This window comes from Emticicia oligotrophica DSM 17448, from assembly GCF_000263195.1.
GTDB classification, from domain to species: Bacteria; Bacteroidota; Bacteroidia; order Cytophagales; family Spirosomataceae; genus Emticicia; species Emticicia oligotrophica.
Window position 1 is genome coordinate 1,311,367 of the sequence record NC_018748.1, and the last position, 19,523, is coordinate 1,330,889.

The 19,523-nt window shown below is 37.9% G+C and carries 5 protein-coding genes; 2 read left to right on the forward strand and 3 right to left on the reverse strand.

Going from position 1 to position 19,523, the window contains the following annotated elements:
* Positions 1-98: 98 nt before the first annotated feature.
* Positions 99-6,665 (reverse strand): PAS domain S-box protein, encoded by a 6,567-nt coding sequence (locus tag EMTOL_RS05465; protein ID WP_015028276.1) that lies wholly within the window; start codon positions 6,663-6,665, stop codon positions 99-101.
* A 526-nt stretch (positions 6,666-7,191) separates the two neighbouring features.
* Here EMTOL_RS05465 and rpoB point away from each other — a divergent pair.
* Positions 7,192-11,049, forward strand: a complete 3,858-nt coding sequence (rpoB, locus tag EMTOL_RS05470) for a DNA-directed RNA polymerase subunit beta (protein WP_015028277.1) — start codon at positions 7,192-7,194, stop codon at positions 11,047-11,049.
* Between the two features lie 76 nt (positions 11,050-11,125).
* Positions 11,126-15,442: a DNA-directed RNA polymerase subunit beta' gene (gene rpoC / locus EMTOL_RS05475; RefSeq protein ID WP_015028278.1), complete on the forward strand. Its 4,317-nt coding sequence runs from the start codon at positions 11,126-11,128 to the stop codon at positions 15,440-15,442.
* Between the two features lie 157 nt (positions 15,443-15,599).
* On the opposite strand, the gene EMTOL_RS05480 is transcribed toward rpoC, so the two are convergent.
* On the reverse strand, positions 15,600-18,551 hold the full coding sequence (locus EMTOL_RS05480; protein ID WP_041693933.1) for a DEAD/DEAH box helicase: 2,952 nt from the start codon (positions 18,549-18,551) through the stop codon (positions 15,600-15,602).
* A 255-nt stretch (positions 18,552-18,806) separates the two neighbouring features.
* Positions 18,807-19,301 carry a dihydrofolate reductase gene (locus tag EMTOL_RS05485; protein WP_015028280.1) on the reverse strand — a complete coding sequence of 165 codons (495 nt, stop codon included), beginning with the start codon at positions 19,299-19,301 and terminating at the stop codon, positions 18,807-18,809.
* Positions 19,302-19,523: the final 222 nt, after the last annotated feature.

Consider the following 19,523-nt stretch of genomic DNA (forward strand, 5'->3'; position numbering starts at 1 on the left):
TTAAGCAAAAAAGGTCAACGCATAATTAAGATTTGAGAATTATGCGTGTAGAATTATCAACAAGTGATAATTCTTGTTTGTTTCAAAAGCCAAGAAGATTAATTATAAGGAAATCTGATTTCGATTACAGTTCCGACTTCATCATTCGAGTTTGCAGGACTTTCGATTTTATCATTTATTGAAAATACGATATTAGCGTTATTAATTTTGTTATAAGTAATGAGTCGTTCGGTTGTAATTTTCATACCTTGTGATTTATACCCTTTACTTGATTTTGCCTGAATTTTTGCCGCATTTTTTCGTCCAACGCCATTATCTTCAACTTTACAGATGAGGTATCCTTTATCTTTATAAAATTTCACAGATAATAAACCTTTAGTGGCTTTATAATTAAGGCCGTGATTGATAGCATTTTCAATGAAAGGTTGCAATATCATCGTAGGAATCTCTATATAACGGCTCACATCTGGCTCAACATTTATTTCAAAATCAAATTTATTTTCAAATCTAATTTTTTCAAGTTCAATGTAGAGTGTGAGTAGCCTAATTTCTTCTGCCAAAGGAATAAACTTACTTCTTGAAGAATCAAGGAATAGACGAATAAGAGTTGAAAACTTCGATAAATACAAATTGGCGGTGAGTGTATCTTGGCTCATGACATAGCTTTGAATCGAATTGAGTGCATTGAATATGAAATGAGGATTCATTTGCATTTGTAAAGCACGTAGTTCGAGTTCTGCCCTAGCACGATTTGCTTCCTCGGCCGACTCCTGAGCTTTTCGGAGAGCCTCTTCAGCTAATTTTTTTTCAGTAATATCGGTAGTAATACCCATAATCATCAGGGGTTCGTCAGCCTCATTTTTAATCATCTTTGTGGCATTTTCTAACCATTTCAGTCCCCCGAATGCATCTCTGATTCTATAAATACCATAACCAACACCTGTAGATAACACATCGATTTCTATTTTTTCTCCTATTTCCCTATCTTCTTCAAAGATAGCTTCTTTCCAAAGATTAAAGTTGAGCCTCCACTCTCTGGCAGAATAACCATAAACTTTTTCAAAAGAATTACTAACCAATAAAAGTTTATAATCTGGTACACTGATAGCCCAAACAACTTCATCGAGTGCATTTAGTACGCTACTCAACTTTCTTTCACTTTCCCGAAGGCGTTCTTCCGCTTTTTTACGTTCTGTAATATCTCGTACAACACTAATAAATCTATAAACATTATCACCTTGATAAATTGCGGTCATTGTATCTTCTCGCCACACATAGTGCCCATCTTTGTGCAGGGTACGATATTCCATATTGAAAGTTTCAACTTTATTTCTGATAGCATGCTGCATCGAATTTGTCAGAACTTTAATATCATCAGGGTGAACAAAATTCATCAAATCTCCCTTACTATACTCAGCACTTTCCTCGAATGTATAACCAAACATTTTCTGGAATGAAGGGGAAGTATAAATAATTTCTCCGTTTTCAATTACAAAAATTCCATCGGAAGTATTTTCGGCTATAAATCTAAACTTCTCTTCACTTTCCTTTAATAAATTCTCAGCTTCTTTACGCTGTGAAATATCAATTACAACTCCAATTTCTTGAACGATCTTTCCTTCATCGTCTTTGATAACCGTATTGATAATTTCTACCCACTTTTTATTATTTTTGAAAGTTTCTACTTCAGATTCTATATTGAAATTAGTCCCAAGCAGTTCTTTACCATCAATACTATCAGCTACTTTTGGTTTAAATAATTCTATTGGATTTCGACCGAATAATTCATCAGCTTTGATTTCCATCATTTCTAAGAAACTCTGGTTAGCCCAAATGGTATCTCCTTTATTATCTACAATTATCACCCCATTCGTAATTTTTTCTGCTACTAGTGAAAGCTCTTTTAGCTGGCCTTGAATGAGTTTTTGTTCGGTAATATCCGTACAAATACCAGATATACGTATGAGCTCACCTCGTTCATTTCTGATACCAAATGATTTCTGATAAATCCACTTTACTCCACCATCAGCAGCTTTAATACGATATTCTACCTCTGAGGCGTTAGAATTCGTGATTTGTTCTCCAATGATGGCATTTATATTTTTATCTTCTTCCATTAAATAGTCATCCACAAACCTCCCTCCCTCATAGAAATACGATTGAGGTGGCCCGAGTACCTCTTTACAGGATGGACTTACGTAAATATACCTTTGTTTTACTACATCAAACAATAAAAAAACATCTTCTAGCGTTTCGTTGAGCTGACGGAAATTGCCCTCACTTTCTCTGATAATAGCCTCATTATTGATACGTTCAATGGCATTGGCTATATTAGTTGAAAGCGAAATTAAAATATTGATTTTATCTTCTGACCAAATTCGTTCCTGTGTACAATCATCAAAACCAATAAACCCATGAAACTTATCTTTAATGAAAACTGGAAGTAAGAGAATCGACTTAATATTTTGTACATGCCATCTTCTAATAATTTCTGGGTTATCAAGCTGACTTAAACGCTTATGAAATGCTTTATTCTGAAGCAAAACATCGGCATAGGTTTTTAAATCAGAGAAGGGTAAATCGTGTGTTTCTGGGTTATTTAATTGTGAAGAAATACCTGCTCGAACCCACTCGACCTTTTGCGTAATCCGATTATGGGCTAGATCATTTTCAAAGAAAAATACGCGGTCAACGTTTGTAGATTCTCCAATTAAATAAAAGGTTTCATTGAGCGTTTCTTCTATATTCTGACTTACCAATAACTTTTCTGTCATTTTCGCAATAGCTGCCAAAATCTGACTTCGACTTTCGAGTTGTCGCTGATTTTCTCGGAGCTTAGCCTCTGCCTCTTTTCGTTCTGTGATATCAATCTGAATACTAGCAAAAGCGATAGCTTTTTTCATAATAGGGTCACGAACCAAAAATGTAGTGGCATCAGTATATCTTACTTCTTTAGTTTTGGCATTTATCAAATCGTGTTCGCCATGCCACACCCCATTTTTTACTACTTCTGGCAAAATGACTTCTTTGAGCCAGTGTCCACCTGCCTCAGTATGTAATCTTTGCACGTTGACATTCTCAAAGTTTTCACCTAGCCCGGATATTTGCTTAGCTTTTTCATTTAGAAATATCAGATTACCTTTCAAATCAGACATCCCGATGAATGCTCCTGAGTATTTCACTAAGTTCACAAACTTTTCTTGTTCTACCTGAATTGCCAAAAGTTGGGTCTGAGTTTGTTGCAGCTCTTCATAACTTTTTACAAGTGCAATTTCAGCATGTTTACGCTCGGTTATGTTAGAAATAATGCCATCTAATAAGATTCTCTTTTCTATTTCATCATAATAACTTCTACCCTTCTCATTAACCCAAACAACTTCATTATTTTTATTCAAAATCCTGTATTCAATAGTATATTCTCTATTGGTTTCGTTAGAATGAACATTGACAAAATCTCTATCATCTGGATGAACTAGGTCTGCATAACAACGCTTATTATTCAAAATAAAATCATCTGCTGGGTACCCTGTGAGTTGTTCGATGGCATCACTGATGAAAATCATCGTCCATGAATCATCATTTAGGCATCTAAAAGTAACACTTGAGATATTGGAAATAAGGGTACGATATTGAAGTTCTTTATTTGTAATTATTTGAACTAATTTTACTTGCTCATCTATATCTTGGAAAGTTCCGTAGAGTCTTCGGCATCGACCATTTTGATATTCAGCTTGGCCCATTGCTCTCACCCAACGTTCATTACCTTTTAGCGTAATGATTTGAACCTCTATATCAAACGAAATTCCTTTTTTAAAGCATAAATTAATAGCTTCACTTATCTTACTGCGGCTTTCTCCTTCTTTAAAGAATTTCAGAGATTCAGCAATATCTATGTTAAAAGATGTAGGTGCTTCAAGGGTTACTTTATTAATATCAGAGAAGAATATACTTTGCGTTTCAACATCTATTTCCCAACCTCCTACTTTAGCTATTATACTTGTTTGCTCTAAAAGTTCCTTTGTGCGTTTAAGTTCTTTTTCTGCTTTAAAACGTTTATCAGCTTCAACACTTAAAGAAATAACATCAACTATTGCACGAGCAAAGGTGATATCTTCGTCTGACCATTGTCTTGATTGGTACATTTGCTCCCAACAAATCACACCAATTAATTCACCGCCAGCATAAATCGGCAAATCAAGTAGTGATTGTATGTTATGCGGCTTTAAATAAGCTTCGGTAAGCTCATTTGTATATTTGTTTGTATGTGCATCTTCAGCTACAATTGCTACTTGGTTTTTAATAGCTTCGAAATACTTAGGAAAATCTTTTTCATACAATACATTTGTATTCGTTGATATGTGCCTTGATTGAATGTATAAGTCAATACATGAAAGTTGATTTTCATCAAAACGCCACATACTAACTCTTTCGACATCTGTTCCTTCAACTGCGGCTTCAACAATTTTCTGCAATCCATCATTCCAAAAATCGCCTTCTTCAACTAATGGTGTTTTTGAAAGCCTAACTAAGATTTGGTTTTGAAGTAAAACCCTTTCTTGGCGTAATTGATTTCTAATTTCAGCATTTCGACGTTCACTTACATCTTTAGCCGTGATAAGACGCATGCTCAAATTGCCTTTAGCATCATAAATGAGTGTTACAGACTCTTCTCTCCATATATAGGTACCATTGCGATGCAAGAAACGTATGACATAATTTAGATTAGAAACTTGATTTTGAATGGCATCTTGGTACAGATTTTTCAGAAAGTCATGGTCATCTGGGTGCACAAAATCGTAGATATTTCTCTCGGCAATACTTATGGCCTCTTCAATAGTATAGCCAAATTGTTTTTCATGGGAAGGAGATATATAGGACACTTTATTATTCTCGAATACAATAACCACATCCGAGATATTCTCGCTGATATAACGAAACTTTTCCTCACTTTGAATCAGTGCATTTTTAGCCTTTACTTGCTTTGTAATGTCTTGTATAGCACCGTAAATACGCTTACAAACACCATGTTCGAATTCAGCATGGCCGATAGTTTTTACCCAAATCTCATTACCGTTTGCGGTTATTATCGGTAATTCAACATCATAAGACCCACCCTCATTAATTACTCGTTCAACACATTCTTTAATTATACCACGGCTACCATCATCTTCACGGTAGAACATGATAGCTTTTTCTACAGAGGGAGTGTAATCAAGGGGGACTTCGTGTATGGCTTTGGTGCTATCAGACCAGTAAAGTTCGGATGTTTGAAGGTTTAACTCCCATCCTCCTACTTGAGCAATATAGCTGGTTTGTTCAAGGCCCTCTTTGGTTCTTTTAAGTTCAATTTCAGCCCTCTTCCTTTCAGTAATATTTCTTGCGATACAGATTATCTCCGATAGCTTCCCTTCTTCATCGGCTAAGGGTGAAATGACTACATTAAACCATTGTTTGCCACCGATTGTGTTTAAGCTATATTCTACACTTGATTTTTTATTTGTATGAACAGTTTGATAAATAGCATTTTTAATGGCTTCAAATGCATCAGCTGGAAAGCCTATTTCATCAAATTTTTTACCAAGAAAATTAGCCGGTTTTAAAAATAGATCTTCGTTGCTCTCATTCTGATAATATTCCGTAAAAACATAGTCAAGATTTAAGACGAATACTAAATCACCAATGTTTGATAATAAGTTATTTAAACGCCCGTTACTAATAGTAAGCTGGGTTTCTGTATTCTTAATTTCGGTAATATCCCGCCCGATTTTCAGGTTTAAATCATTATTAAATACCTCTTCATGCCAGTCTAAAAATTTATATGCACCATTTTTTACTTTAATTCGCTTAATTTTACTATCATCCTTTTCCTCAACACCAATTAAATTGACGACCTCAGTCGCCCAAGTTTTTCCAATCAATTCATTGGTATTATAGCCTAATTTTTCTTCAATATTCTTACTCACGAAAGTAACTACGCCTTCACGGTTGACCCCGATGATTAGTAAATTACCTTTATTAACAAAATTATAGGCAAAGAACAAGTTTTCTTTGATACTCAAATCTATGTAGTGAATCACATAGTTAATGATAAAGGCAATAAATGAGCTATTGAAATAGATGATGAAATCGCGGGTAGAGATAATACCTCTAATATCTAGCATTAATAAAGCTGCAACAATCGAAAACAGATATACATAGAAGTATTTGAAATTATAGAAAACATAATAAGAAATCATATTAACAAATGTGAACTCTGCTAATGTTAGATATTCCATTTGCTCAGTTGTCGCGATTTTATATACAATCAGCGAATTATAAACAACAAAAAAACCTGCAAAAAAACGGTGTAAATTATCGCGAATAAATGAGGAGTAACGGCTAAGAAAGGCTAACCCGAAACAAAATAATCCTACAAGAATATTATAAAAAAGCTCACTTTCCTTTCTTACACTGAATAGCTCAATATAGAGTTCACTAAAAGGTGCAAAAATCCCTACACCCAAAAAATACAGTACATATCGGTAATAATGCGTAGTCAAATCTTCTACATTATTGATGTAGATATGCCGATACTTAATATAGGAATTTTCCATCAGAGAAAAAACCGATATTAAGGCTATGGCTACAAGAATGGCAAAAGATAAATATTGTAGAGCCTCGCTCATGAATCAATTAATATCTTAAAATGGAGAGAATTGTAAGCAATAATAAATTTAGCAAAAATCATACTATTTTTCAACTTCTTCTGTTTTTCAATGAAATAAACTTCAAACCTAGTAAAATCGAAAAGAAGTCTAAAATTGGGTATAATTATCGAATTTAGGACGTTTTTTTTAGAAATGTTTCAAACCTATACCTAATTTCAATATTTTTCTTTTTCCATCAGAAAACTTGTGCTTTTTAAGAAAAAAAATAGTTTTTCTTTGCATTACTTAGTATTTATTCATAATTTCGCACCCTATTTAGGGATACCTAATATAATTTCGCTTTTCATTAGTAGAATTTTTATCCGATACACGGCTATTTTCGTAGGATAACCGCACAGGGATAATCATTCGCTTCACTACGGCATAAAAATGTCTTTAGCAGCTAATTATCAATATTTTATGACGCTCGCAAGAACGTTTTGGAATATTTTGTGCTATAGACAAAAAGTTTAAAAATTTTATATCACTTAAAACTTTTCAAACCTTGAATCTGACAGAAACCGGTAGAAAAAGTTTCGCAACGGTAAAGCCTCTTATCGAGTATCCAGATTTCTTGGATATTCAGGTAAAATCATTTCAGGATTTTTTCCAGATTGATACACCTGCTGAAAATCGTAAGAAAGAAGGTCTTTACAATGTTTTCGCAGAAAACTTCCCAATCGCCGACTCACGCGAGAACTACGTGTTAGAGTTCGTTGATTACACCATTGACCCACCGAAATATTCGGTAGATGAGTGTATCGACCGTGGTCTTACTTACGCGGTGCCTTTGAAGGCAAAATTACGTTTAGTGTGTAATGATGCCGACAATGAAGACTTCGAGACAATCGAGCAAGAAGTATTCTTGGGCAATATTCCTTACATGAATGGTCGTGGCTCGTTCATCATCAATGGTGCCGAACGTGTAATTGTATCACAACTTCACCGTTCACCGGGTGTGTTCTTCTCAATGAGCAAGCACACTAACGGAACAAAACTTTACTCAGCTCGTGTAATCCCGATGAAAGGTTCGTGGATTGAGTTCTCGACTGACGTAAACAACGTGATGTATGCTTACATCGACCGTAAGAAAAAATTCCCAGTAACAACTTTGCTTCGTGCCATTGGTTTTGGTTCTGATAAAGATATCCTTAACCTATTTGGTCTTTCGGAAGAAATTCCGGGAACACGCGACGCTTTGAAAAAAGCAATCGGTCGTCGTTTAGCTGCTCGTGTTTTACGTACATGGACAGAAGACTTCGTAGATGAAGATACTGGTGAGGTAGTTTCTATCGACCGTAATGAGGTAATCTTAGAGCGTGACTCTATCATCTCGGATGATGACATTGACACCATCTTAAACACTGAGCAAAAATCAATCATTTTGCACCGTGAAGATGCCAACGTATCAGAATTTAACATTATCTATAATACGTTACAACGCGATAGCTCAAACTCTGAAAAAGAGGCCGTTGAGCAAATCTACCGTCAGTTACGTAATACCGAAGCTCCAGATGAAGCTACAGCCCGCGAAATTATTCAAGGCTTATTCTTCTCTGACAAACGCTATGATTTGGGTGAAGTAGGTCGCTACCGTGTAAACACGAAACTCAACCTTACAACTCCACTCGAAACAGGTGTATTGACAACACAAGATATCGTTGAAATCGTGAAGTTCTTAATCAGTTTGATTAACTCTAAAGCGGTTGTCGATGATATTGACCACTTATCGAATCGTCGTGTACGTACGGTAGGCGAACAACTTTACGCTCAATTTGGTGTAGGTTTGGCTCGTATGGCCCGTACTATCAAAGAACGTATGAACGTTCGCGATAACGAAGATTTCAAACCAGTTGATTTGATTAATGCACGTACGCTTTCATCAGTTATCAACTCTTTCTTTGGTACCAACCAGCTTTCACAGTTTATGGACCAAACCAACCCATTGGCCGAAATTACGCACAAGCGTCGTATGTCGGCATTAGGGCCTGGTGGTTTGAGCCGTGAGCGTGCAGGTTTCGAGGTTCGTGACGTTCACTATACGCACTACGGTCGTTTGTGTACCATTGAAACTCCTGAAGGTCCAAATATCGGTTTGATTTCATCGCTTTGTACGTATGCAAAGATTAATAGCATGGGCTTTATCGAAACGCCTTATGTGAAAATCGAAAACGGTAAACTTACAAAAGAATTAATTTATTTAACAGCCGAAGAAGAAGATGGAAAGAACATCGCGATGGCAACTGCCGACGTAGATGCTGAAGGAAACTTCTTGGTTGATACATTGAAGTGTCGTTATGAAGGTGACTTCCCAATGAAGACTCCTGATTCAATCGACTACATGGATATTGCCTCAAATCAGATTGTATCGGTAGCGGCTTCAATGATTCCATTTATCGAGCACGATGACGCCAACCGTGCCTTGATGGGCTCGAACATGCAACGTCAGGCTGTGCCATTGTTGCGTCCAGAAGCTCCAATCGTAGGTACTGGTCTTGAAGGCCGTGTTGCACGCGATTCTCGTACATTGGTTGTAGCCGAAGAAGATGGTGTAATTGACTTTGTTGATGCAAACGTAATCAAGGTTCGTTATAACTGGACTTCTGAGCAATCGTTGGTAAGCTTCGATAGCAACGTCACCACTTATGAACTTATCAAGCACCGTCGTACGAACCAAGATACTTGTATCAATATTCGTCCGATTGTATTGAAAGGTCAAGCAGTGAAAAAAGGTCAAATCTTAGTAGAAGGTTATGCTACTCAAGGTGGCGAACTTGCTCTTGGACGTAACCTTTTGGTTGCCTTCATGCCTTGGCAAGGATATAACTTCGAGGATGCCATCGTAATCAACGAAAGAGTAGTACGTGAAGATATCTTTACTTCTATTCACATCGAAGAATACGAACTTGAAGTACGTGATACGAAACGTGGTGAAGAAGAATTAACAGCTGAGATTCCAAACGTTTCGGAAGAAACAGTGAAGAACCTCGACGAAAATGGTATCGTACGTGTAGGTACACGTGTTCGTGAAGGAGATATTTTGATTGGTAAGATTACTCCAAAAGGAGAATCAGACCCAACTCCAGAAGAGAAACTCCTTCGTGCAATCTTCGGTGATAAAGCTGGTGATGTAAAGGATGCATCGAAAAAAGCACCACCATCAATGGATGGCGTAGTTATCGATACTAAACTTTTCTCTCGCCCAAGCAAAGAAGAGCGTTCGAAACACAAAGATGAATTGAAAGCATTAATGAAGAAGCACGGCAGACAATTGCTCGAACTTCGTGCATTAATGATTGATAAAATGACGGAATTGCTTGATGGCAAAACAACCGTTGGTGTGAAACATAAGTTTGGAGATGAATTAATCTCTAAAGGCATGAAATTCAACCGTTCGAACATTACAAACAACTTATTCCCTGATAAAAACAATTATGTTGACGAAAGCCAATATAATGTTCCAGAGGAAGTAAACTTGTTGGGTGATGTAATCTTAGACGGTTGGACAGAAGACCTTGAGCTAAACAAACTCATCGTTGCACTTTGCAAAAACTACTTGGCTCGTCGTAGCGAAGTAATCGGTCGATTCAAACGTGAGCGTTTCGTGTTAGAGGTTGGTGATGAATTACCAGCAGGTATCGTGAAATTAGCGAAGGTTTATATCGCAAAGAAACGTAAGTTGAAAGTGGGTGACAAGATGGCGGGTCGTCACGGTAACAAAGGGGTTGTAGCCCGTATCGTACGTGATGAAGATATGCCATTCTTAGCCGACGGAACACCAATGGATATCGTGTTGAACCCACTTGGGGTACCTTCACGTATGAACATCGGTCAGCTTTACGAAGTTGTATTGGGTCTTGCAGGTAGAAAATTAGGCCGTAAGTACGCCACACCAATTTTTGATGGTGCTACTGAAGCCGAAGTATCAGCCGAATTAGCCGAAGCAGGATTACCACCGTATGGCCGTTCACAACTTTACAACGGTTTGACCGGTGAACCATTCGACCAAAAAGTAACCGTAGGTATCATGTATATGATGAAACTTGGTCACTTGGTTGATGATAAAATGCACGCTCGTTCAATCGGGCCATACTCACTCATTACGCAACAACCATTGGGTGGTAAAGCACAATTTGGTGGCCAGCGTTTCGGAGAGATGGAGGTTTGGGCGTTGGAAGCCTTCGGTGCATCGCATATCTTACAAGAAATCTTGACTGTAAAATCTGATGATGTATTGGGTCGTGCCAAAGCTTACGAAGCAATCGTTAAAGGTGAAAACTTACCAAAACCAAATATCCCAGAATCATTCAATGTATTGGTTCATGAGTTAAGAGGTTTAGCATTAGAGATTACCTTGCAGTAAGAAATATTAAAGGAGTGCTACTGTGTAGCACTCCTTGCAAAAAGCTTATCATTTTCACATCAATTCATACTTGAAAATGTCTTTAAAGAAAAATAAAAAATTAAATAGTGACTTCCAAAGTATCACCATTAGCTTGGCTTCACCGGAGTCAATCTTGGAAAGTTCTTTTGGAGAAGTTACACAACCTGAGACGATTAACTACCGTACCTACAAACCCGAAATGGGCGGTTTGTTTTGCGAGCGTATCTTTGGTCCAGTGAAAGACTGGGAATGTCACTGCGGTAAATACAAACGTATCCGTTATAAAGGTATCATTTGCGACCGTTGTGGTGTGGAAGTTACAGAAAAGAAAGTACGTCGCGAGCGTATGGGTCACATCGAACTCGTTGTTCCGGTAGCTCATATCTGGTACTTCCGTAGCTTACCAAATAAAATTGGTTATTTGCTCGGCATGTCGTCGAAGAAACTCGACCAAATTATCTACTACGAACGCTACGTAGTTATCCAACCAGGTATCAAGTCTGAAGATGGTGTTTCATCGAATGATTTCTTAACCGAAGAAGAATATTTGGATATCATGGATAAACTTCCACGCGATAACCAAATGCTCGACGATAAAGACCCTAATAAATTTATCGCCAAAATGGGTGCTGAGGCATTAGAAATGATGCTTTCTCGCCTTGACTTAGACCAATTATCATACGACCTTCGTCACGCTGCGGCTACCGATACTTCACAACAACGTAAAGCTGATGCTTTGAAACGTTTGAAAATCGTAGAAGCATTACGTGATGCAAACACTCGTATTGAAAATAAACCAGAGTGGATGGTTATCCGTATGGTACCAGTTATTCCACCAGAATTGCGTCCGTTAGTGCCATTAGATGGTGGTCGTTTCGCTACTTCTGATTTGAATGACCTTTACCGTCGTGTAATTATCCGTAACAACCGCTTGAAGCGTTTGTTGGAAATCAAAGCACCAGAAGTAATCTTACGTAACGAAAAACGTATGTTACAAGAGGCCGTTGACTCATTGTTCGACAACTCTCGTAAAGTAAATGCGGTTCGTTCGGAAGGTAACCGTGCCTTGAAATCTCTTTCTGATATGTTGAAAGGTAAGCAAGGACGTTTCCGTCAGAACTTACTTGGAAAACGTGTTGACTACTCAGGTCGTTCGGTAATCGTGGTAGGTCCAGAATTGAAACTACACGAGTGCGGTTTACCAAAAGATATGGCGGCAGAGTTATTCAAACCGTTTATTATCAGAAAGTTAATTGAGCGTGGAATTGTTAAGACCGTAAAATCAGCGAAGAAAATCGTTGACAGAAAAGACGCAGTTGTTTGGGATATTCTCGAAAACGTATTGAAAGGACACCCTGTTCTCCTCAACCGTGCCCCTACGCTCCACCGTCTTGGTATTCAGGCATTCCAACCTAAATTAGTAGAAGGTAAAGCTATTCAATTGCACCCGCTCGTTTGTACGGCCTTCAACGCTGACTTTGACGGTGACCAGATGGCGGTACACGTACCACTTGGTCAAGAAGCAATCATGGAAGCTTCCATCTTGATGTTGGCGGCTCATAATATCTTGAACCCTGCCAACGGAGCTCCAATCACCGTACCTTCACAAGACATGGTGTTGGGTCTTTACTACGTAACTAAAGGCCGTAAATCAACCGCTACTCATAAAGAGCCAGGCGAAGGACAAACATTCTACTCAGCAGAGGAAGTAATCATTGCCCTTAACGAAGGTGCTATTTCGAAACACGCACACATCAAATGCCGTGTGAAAGTGAAAAACGAAAAAGGTGAGCTTGTTTGGAAAATCGTTGATACCGTAGCTGGACGTATTTTATTTAACCAATGCGTACCAGAAGAAGTAGGTTACCTTGACGAATTATTGACTAAGAAAAAGCTTCAACAGCTAATCGGTCGTGTATTCAAAGAGGCTGGCTACTCTCGTACAGCGAAATTCTTGGATGATATCAAAGAATTAGGTTATCAAACAGCCTTCAGAGGTGGTTTGTCAATCGGTTTAGATAATATCATCGTTCCAGAAGAGAAAGCAAAACTCGTTGAAGATGCGAAAAAAGAAGTAGAAGAAGTACAAAACAACTACATGTTTGGTATCATTACTGAGCGTGAACGTTATAACCAAATCATTGATATTTGGGGCCGCGTGAATAGTTCGATGCGTGTGATTCTATTGAAACAATTGGAAGAAGACCAAGCTGGTTTCAACCCAATTTATATGATGATGCACTCGGGAGCTCGTGGTTCGCAAGAGCAAGTACGTCAGTTAGGTGGTATGAGAGGTTTGATGGCGAAACCACAAAAGAACATCCAAGGTTCGGTTGGTGAAATCATCGAAAACCCAATCCTTTCTAACTTTAAAGAAGGTCTCGACGTTCTTGAGTACTTTATCTCTACGCACGGTGCTCGTAAAGGTTTGGCCGATACTGCCTTGAAAACTGCCGATGCTGGTTACTTAACTCGTCGTTTGCACGATGTTGCTCAAGATGTAGTTGTTAATGAAGTTGACTGTGGAACACTCCGCGGTATTCAGGTTTCAGCATTGAAAGATAACGAAGATATCGTTGAACCACTTTCTGAGCGTATCTTAGGCCGTACATCAGTTTATGATGTAATCGACCCACTTACGAAGAAACTCATCGTAAAAGCAGGCGAAGAAATCACTGAAGAAATTGCAGCTGAAATCGACGAAACTGCTATCGAAACTGTAGAGATTCGTTCGGCATTGACTTGCGAAACTCAAACAGGTGTTTGTGCGAAATGTTATGGACGTAACCTTGCAACTGGCCGCATGGCCGAAGGTGGTGAAGCAGTTGGTGTAATTGCCTCACAATCAATCGGTGAGCCAGGTACACAGCTTACACTTCGTACGTTCCACACAGGGGGTACTGCCCAAAACGTTGCTTCTGAAGCAAACATCAAAGCAAAATTTGCGGGTACTATTCAATTAGAAGAATTACGTACAGTACAATCAGTTGACCGTGATGGCAACGAAATTACAACGGTGTTAGGTCGTCGTGGTGAGATTCGTATCCTTGAAACTGGTACAAACAACGTACTTATTGTAAATAACGTACCTTATGGTGCTACTTTATTGGTTACCGATGGCCAACAAGTAAATAAAGGTGATGACCTTTGCCATTGGGATCAATTCAACGCCGTAATCCTTTCAGAAATTGATGGTACGGTAGAGTACGAAGCAATCGAAGAGAATATCACTTATAAAGAAGAAGCCGATGAGCAAACTGGTTTCCGTGATAAAGTTATCATCGAATCGAAAGACCGTACGAAAAACCCAGCTATCGTTATTCGTTCAGCAAATGGCGAAGAAGGAAAAGCTTACAACTTACCAGTATTAGCTCGTTTGACAGTTGAAGACGGCAAGGTAATCAAAGCAGGTCAAATCTTAGCAAAGATTCCTCGTGCAATCAACATGAACCGAGATATTACGGGTGGTTTGCCACGTGTAACTGAGTTATTCGAGGCTCGTAACCCTTCAAATCCAGCAGTTGTTTCTGAAATCGATGGTATCGTACAATACGGAGCTATCAAACGTGGTAATCGTGAGATCTACGTTGAAGCAAAAGATGGTGTGAAAATGAAGTACATGGTTCCACTATCGAAACTATTCTTAGTACAAGATGGTGACTTCGTACGTGCAGGTGACCCACTTTCTGATGGTGCGATTACTCCAGCCGATATTCTTCGTATCAAAGGACCAACCGCCGTACAAGAATATTTAGTAAACGAAGTACAAGCCGTATATCGTCAACAAGGGGTAAAAATCGCTGATAAGCACATTGAGGTAATTGTTCGCCAAATGATGCAAAAAGTTGAAGTGATTGACTCTGGTGACACCCTATTCCTTGACAATCAAATGGTTGATAAGTGGGTAGTACGTGCAGGAAACGACAAAATTCTTGACAAAAAAGTAGTAATGGATGCTGGTGCGTCTGACAAGTTCAAACCTGGTCAGATTATCACTGCCCGTGAAATGCGTGACGAAAACAGCCGCTTGAAGCGTGCTGACTTACCGCAAATGGTAGTGCGTGATGCAATGCCTGCGGTAGCACGTCCGACACTCCAAGGTATCACTACTGCATCGTTGGGTACAGAATCATTTATGTCGGCGGCATCATTCCAAGAGACAACGAAAGTGTTATCAGAAGCTGCTGTAAGAGGTAAGCGTGATACACTCGATGGCTTGAAAGAAAACGTAATCGTTGGACACTTGATTCCAGCAGGAACGGGTAACCGTAAATACCAAAACATCCAAGTTGGTAGCAAAGCAGAACTCGAAGCAGCAGCCGAAAAGAAAAGACAACAAGAGGCAGCAAAACAACGCAGAGAGTTTGTTTAATGAATAAAGAATTGAGAATTAAGATTTCTTGTTCTCTTTAGATAAAACAACAAAAAAGGTCAAGCACTTTGCTTGGCCTTTTTTGTATTTACAGCAAAATCTTTAATAATTTACCAACAACGAGGCGAAACTATGAGACTTTTCGGTAGAAAAACTACTACTCCAATAAACTCAAAATATCATCTTTCGTGAGAGCTTTTACAAAACTCTCTTCGGTTGTAATTAGGTCGTTGAAAAGTTTTTGCTTATTTCGCTGTAAAGAAAGAATTTTCTCCTCAACCGAATTTCTTGTAATAAATTTATAAGTAAATACGGTATTTTGCTGACCAATTCGGTGGGCACGGTCAATGGCCTGAGCCTCAATGGCAGGATTCCACCAAGGGTCGAGCAAAAATACATACTCGGCAGCGGTCAGATTTAAGCCCAAACCACCAGCTTTCAATGAAATCAAGAAAATTTTTATCGAATCGTCTTTCTGGAAAATATCTACTTGCTCTTGGCGGTCAGAAGTTGAACCATCCAAATAACAATAACGAATATAATGCTTGTTGAGATATTCACGATAAATCTCCAAATGCTTCACAAACTGACTAAATACCAGCACTTTGTGGCCTTCTTCCACAATGGTCTCGAGCTTTTGTAGCACTTCTTCGTGCTTGCCCGAATCTCCTTCGTAGGTTTCATCAATCATTGATGGATGATTAGCCAACTGACGCAATTTGGTGAGTCCTTGCAAAACAGCCATTTGAGATTTACCAAAACCCTTTTCTTCGATTTGCTCTAAAATAATATTTCTATAATAAGATTTGGCTTCTTCGTAGCGTTTTTCCTGCTCTTCGCTCATATCACAGTAATGAATACTCTCAACTTTCGGTGGTAATTCGGTAGCTACCTGCGATTTATGACGACGCAGCATAAATGGTTTAATCAAGCTGTAAAGTCGCTTATTTTGCTTTTCATCTTGGTGTCTTTCTATCGGAATCTGATACTCATTTTTAAAATAAGTTTGCGTACCCAACAGTCCTGGATTGATGAAAGTCATTTGGGTCCATAAATCCATCGTACTATTTTCAAGAGGTGTACCCGTCAAAATCAAGCGATTGGCCGAATTGAGCTGCATTACGGCCTTAGAAATATGCGAACTTGGGTTTTTAATTGACTGAGATTCATCCAAAATCACATAATTGAATCGATAATTTTTAATAACATCAATATCAATTCTCAGGATTCCGTAGGAGGTTAAAATCAAATCATAATTATCAAATTGCTCCGTATTTTTCTCACGATTTGTTCCTGTATAAACAAAAGCTCTTAATTCGGGCGTAAATTTCTCAATTTCCTTTAACCAGTTATACACCAATGAAGTAGGCATAACCAAAAGCGATGGTTCGTGCATATCACCAGATTGATTTTCTTTAATTCCTTGCAAAAAAGCCAAAGTTTGAATGGTTTTCCCCAAACCCATATCATCGGCCAAACAACCTCCAAGCTTGTATTCTGCTAAAAAATTCATCCAATCAAAACCTGCTTTTTGATAAGGTCTGAGGTTCGCTTTTAATCCTTTCGGCACTTCATATTGTTGAATTTTATCGAAGTCTCTTAATTTTTCCAACTTCCTACTAATCACCGAAAAAGCCAAACCTTCATTGGTCAGGTCTTGCACCAAAACAAGGTGGTGCTTTTTCAGAATTGTTACTTCATCATCAAGTTTATCTACATAACTAAATAGTTCTGAATATCGGGTAAACCATTCTTCAGGAATTACTGCGATTTGACCATTAGGAAGCGTAAACTCACGCTTATTTGATAGAATTAGGTTTCTAAGTTTTAGAAAAGGGATTTCAAAATCACCAAATCTCACTTTTGCTTTTATGTCAAACCAATCGTTTTTCTCTTCAATATGCACCTCAATAGATGAATACCCCAAGAAATATTGTTTCTGATTATCGGCATTCTCAATTTGCTTAACCTCAAAATTATTTTCTTCTAAAACCTTAGCCTTGCTTTGCAGCCACGAAAAAGCAGCGTGTTTATCCATTGTGCACCTCCCCTGACGGGCATCAAGGCCTAAATCTTTGAGAAGGTTTACACGCTGTTTTTCATATTTTAAATCTCGTTTTACTTTATGAAATAGCCAACTATCGCCCGCACGCTCTACACTCACATAAGCTTCGGCCGAAAAACTATCAAACCTAAAAGTATAATTCCCATACTGAAAAGATAAATCAAACACAATTTTGCTTTCTTCATCGGTTTCCTCTTCTTCATCAGAAGAGTCAAAGAGCGAAACAGTCACTTTTTTATTCGAAACAACTTCCGAAATCGCTAAAACTGGCTTAGGTTCATGTTTCTCAAATCGAATCTCAAAACCTTGTGCAAAAACATCAAATTGTGCTACCAATGGAGCAATAAACTTCTGATAATAAGTTTCTTCGATGTTTCTCGGAATAATTATATGGTTTTTATTTAGAAATGGCTTTAGCTTTTTGCCATCTACTTGTTTCTCAAAATGATAAAGTTTATCATCAATCAATAACCAAGCTGGTTCTTCGCACAAAATACGGGCATTTTTAAACTGAAATTGCACTCGCTCTCCACCACATTTAATGCTCGGAAAATAATGTGTATTCTCCTCATTACGAATAAAATTAAAATATGCCTTTGCACCTTCTTTTATAGTATTGACGGCTTTCCAAGTTGGGTCTCCATCATTACTCATAATGAATAATTGTTTATTGAGTAGCTTTTCTAAAATTTCGGAACGGTGCTTTTCCATGTAACTATGCACAGTATCTTGCAATAGTTTATCCCCTTTTTCGGGGTCGAAAACTTTCAGAAAAAAATCAAGAGGAGCCTGTTTTTTGGGGCTAAACTTTTTAACTACGGTGTCTTGCTGAATGGCTTCGGTTAATTTAACTAAGGCATAATCATCGGCATCAATTCGCTCAGAAAATTCTGAAATATTCTTTGAAGAAACACTCTGATTTTGCAAGGTAAGTTCTCCTTTACTATTTAACTGCACCACAAACGCTTCAAACAAAAACCCGAGATATTCGTGTTCAAATAATGAGTAAACCATCTGAAATGGTTGTAGTGTAGATACTTTCATATTAACAAAATAAGAAGCCCTCCCACTTGGGTATTTTGGAGAAACTAATCTAATCTGCGACATTGTGTATTGCTTAAAATCAAAACCAACTACAAAAATGAACAAGATTAAATCAAAATCAAATTTATTAGTGCTTCACAAGTGGTATTTAGTAAAAAAGAGTTTTTGAATAGATGGCAAATAACGAATATATAAAAAGTGTAATAGGAGAACAAAAAAGATTGTAATTTTTTATTTAAAGGCCCCCTCAAACCATTAATTTCTCTCTAATACCACAAAATCGAAATCATATTCATTTTTTTCGTCTTTGTGATGCGAAACTCGAGAATTTTCCGTCCATTCACTCATATCTAAAGTTGGAAAAAACGCATCGCCTTCAATATTAGCGTCGACTTCTGTCAGATAAATTTTATCCGTAATTTTAAGTGCTTGCTCATAGACATTACCGCCGCCAATAATAAAGATTTCTTCACTACCCACATGAGTTTTAGCCAATTCAATGGCATTTTCAAGCGAAGATGCTTTCAGTACACCCTCAGGCAAAACAAAATCTTGCTGACGTGAAATAACAATATTCGTTCGGTTAGGAAGCGGTCGACCAATCGACTCAAAAGTTTTTCTCCCCATAATTACCGAATGGCCAGTTGTTAGGTTTTTGAAGTATTTAAAGTCAGTCGAAAGCTTCCAAAGCATTTGATTATCCTTTCCTATGACACCGTTTTCTGCAGTTGCTACAATTATTGAAATCATTTTATTCGCTTATCACTCCCAACTACTGAAAGAATCTCTCTTCATTTGAAGAAGGCTGGAAGCGGGTTAATGTAGCACAAAGTTATAAAATTTACGCCCTCCAACCTCATTCAAGCCCATTCTTCATTTTTATTTTTTTAAAATCGAAATATTTTTCTCAATTTCGAGTTAATATGGCATCGTGGTTGCCCTATGTGAGCTTCGTTACATAGCAACCTTAGT

Excerpts from the sequence above, each read along its gene's own strand:
- rpoC (WP_015028278.1), top strand. The coding sequence starts at position 11,126 with ATGTCTTTAAAGAAAAATAAAAAATTAAATAGTGACTTCCAAAGTATC.
- EMTOL_RS05465 (WP_015028276.1), bottom strand. The coding sequence starts at position 6,665 with ATGAGCGAGGCTCTACAATATTTATCTTTTGCCATTCTTGTAGCCATA.
- EMTOL_RS05480 (WP_041693933.1), bottom strand. The coding sequence starts at position 18,551 with ATGAAAGTATCTACACTACAACCATTTCAGATGGTTTACTCATTATTT.
- EMTOL_RS05485 (WP_015028280.1), bottom strand. The coding sequence starts at position 19,301 with ATGATTTCAATAATTGTAGCAACTGCAGAAAACGGTGTCATAGGAAAG.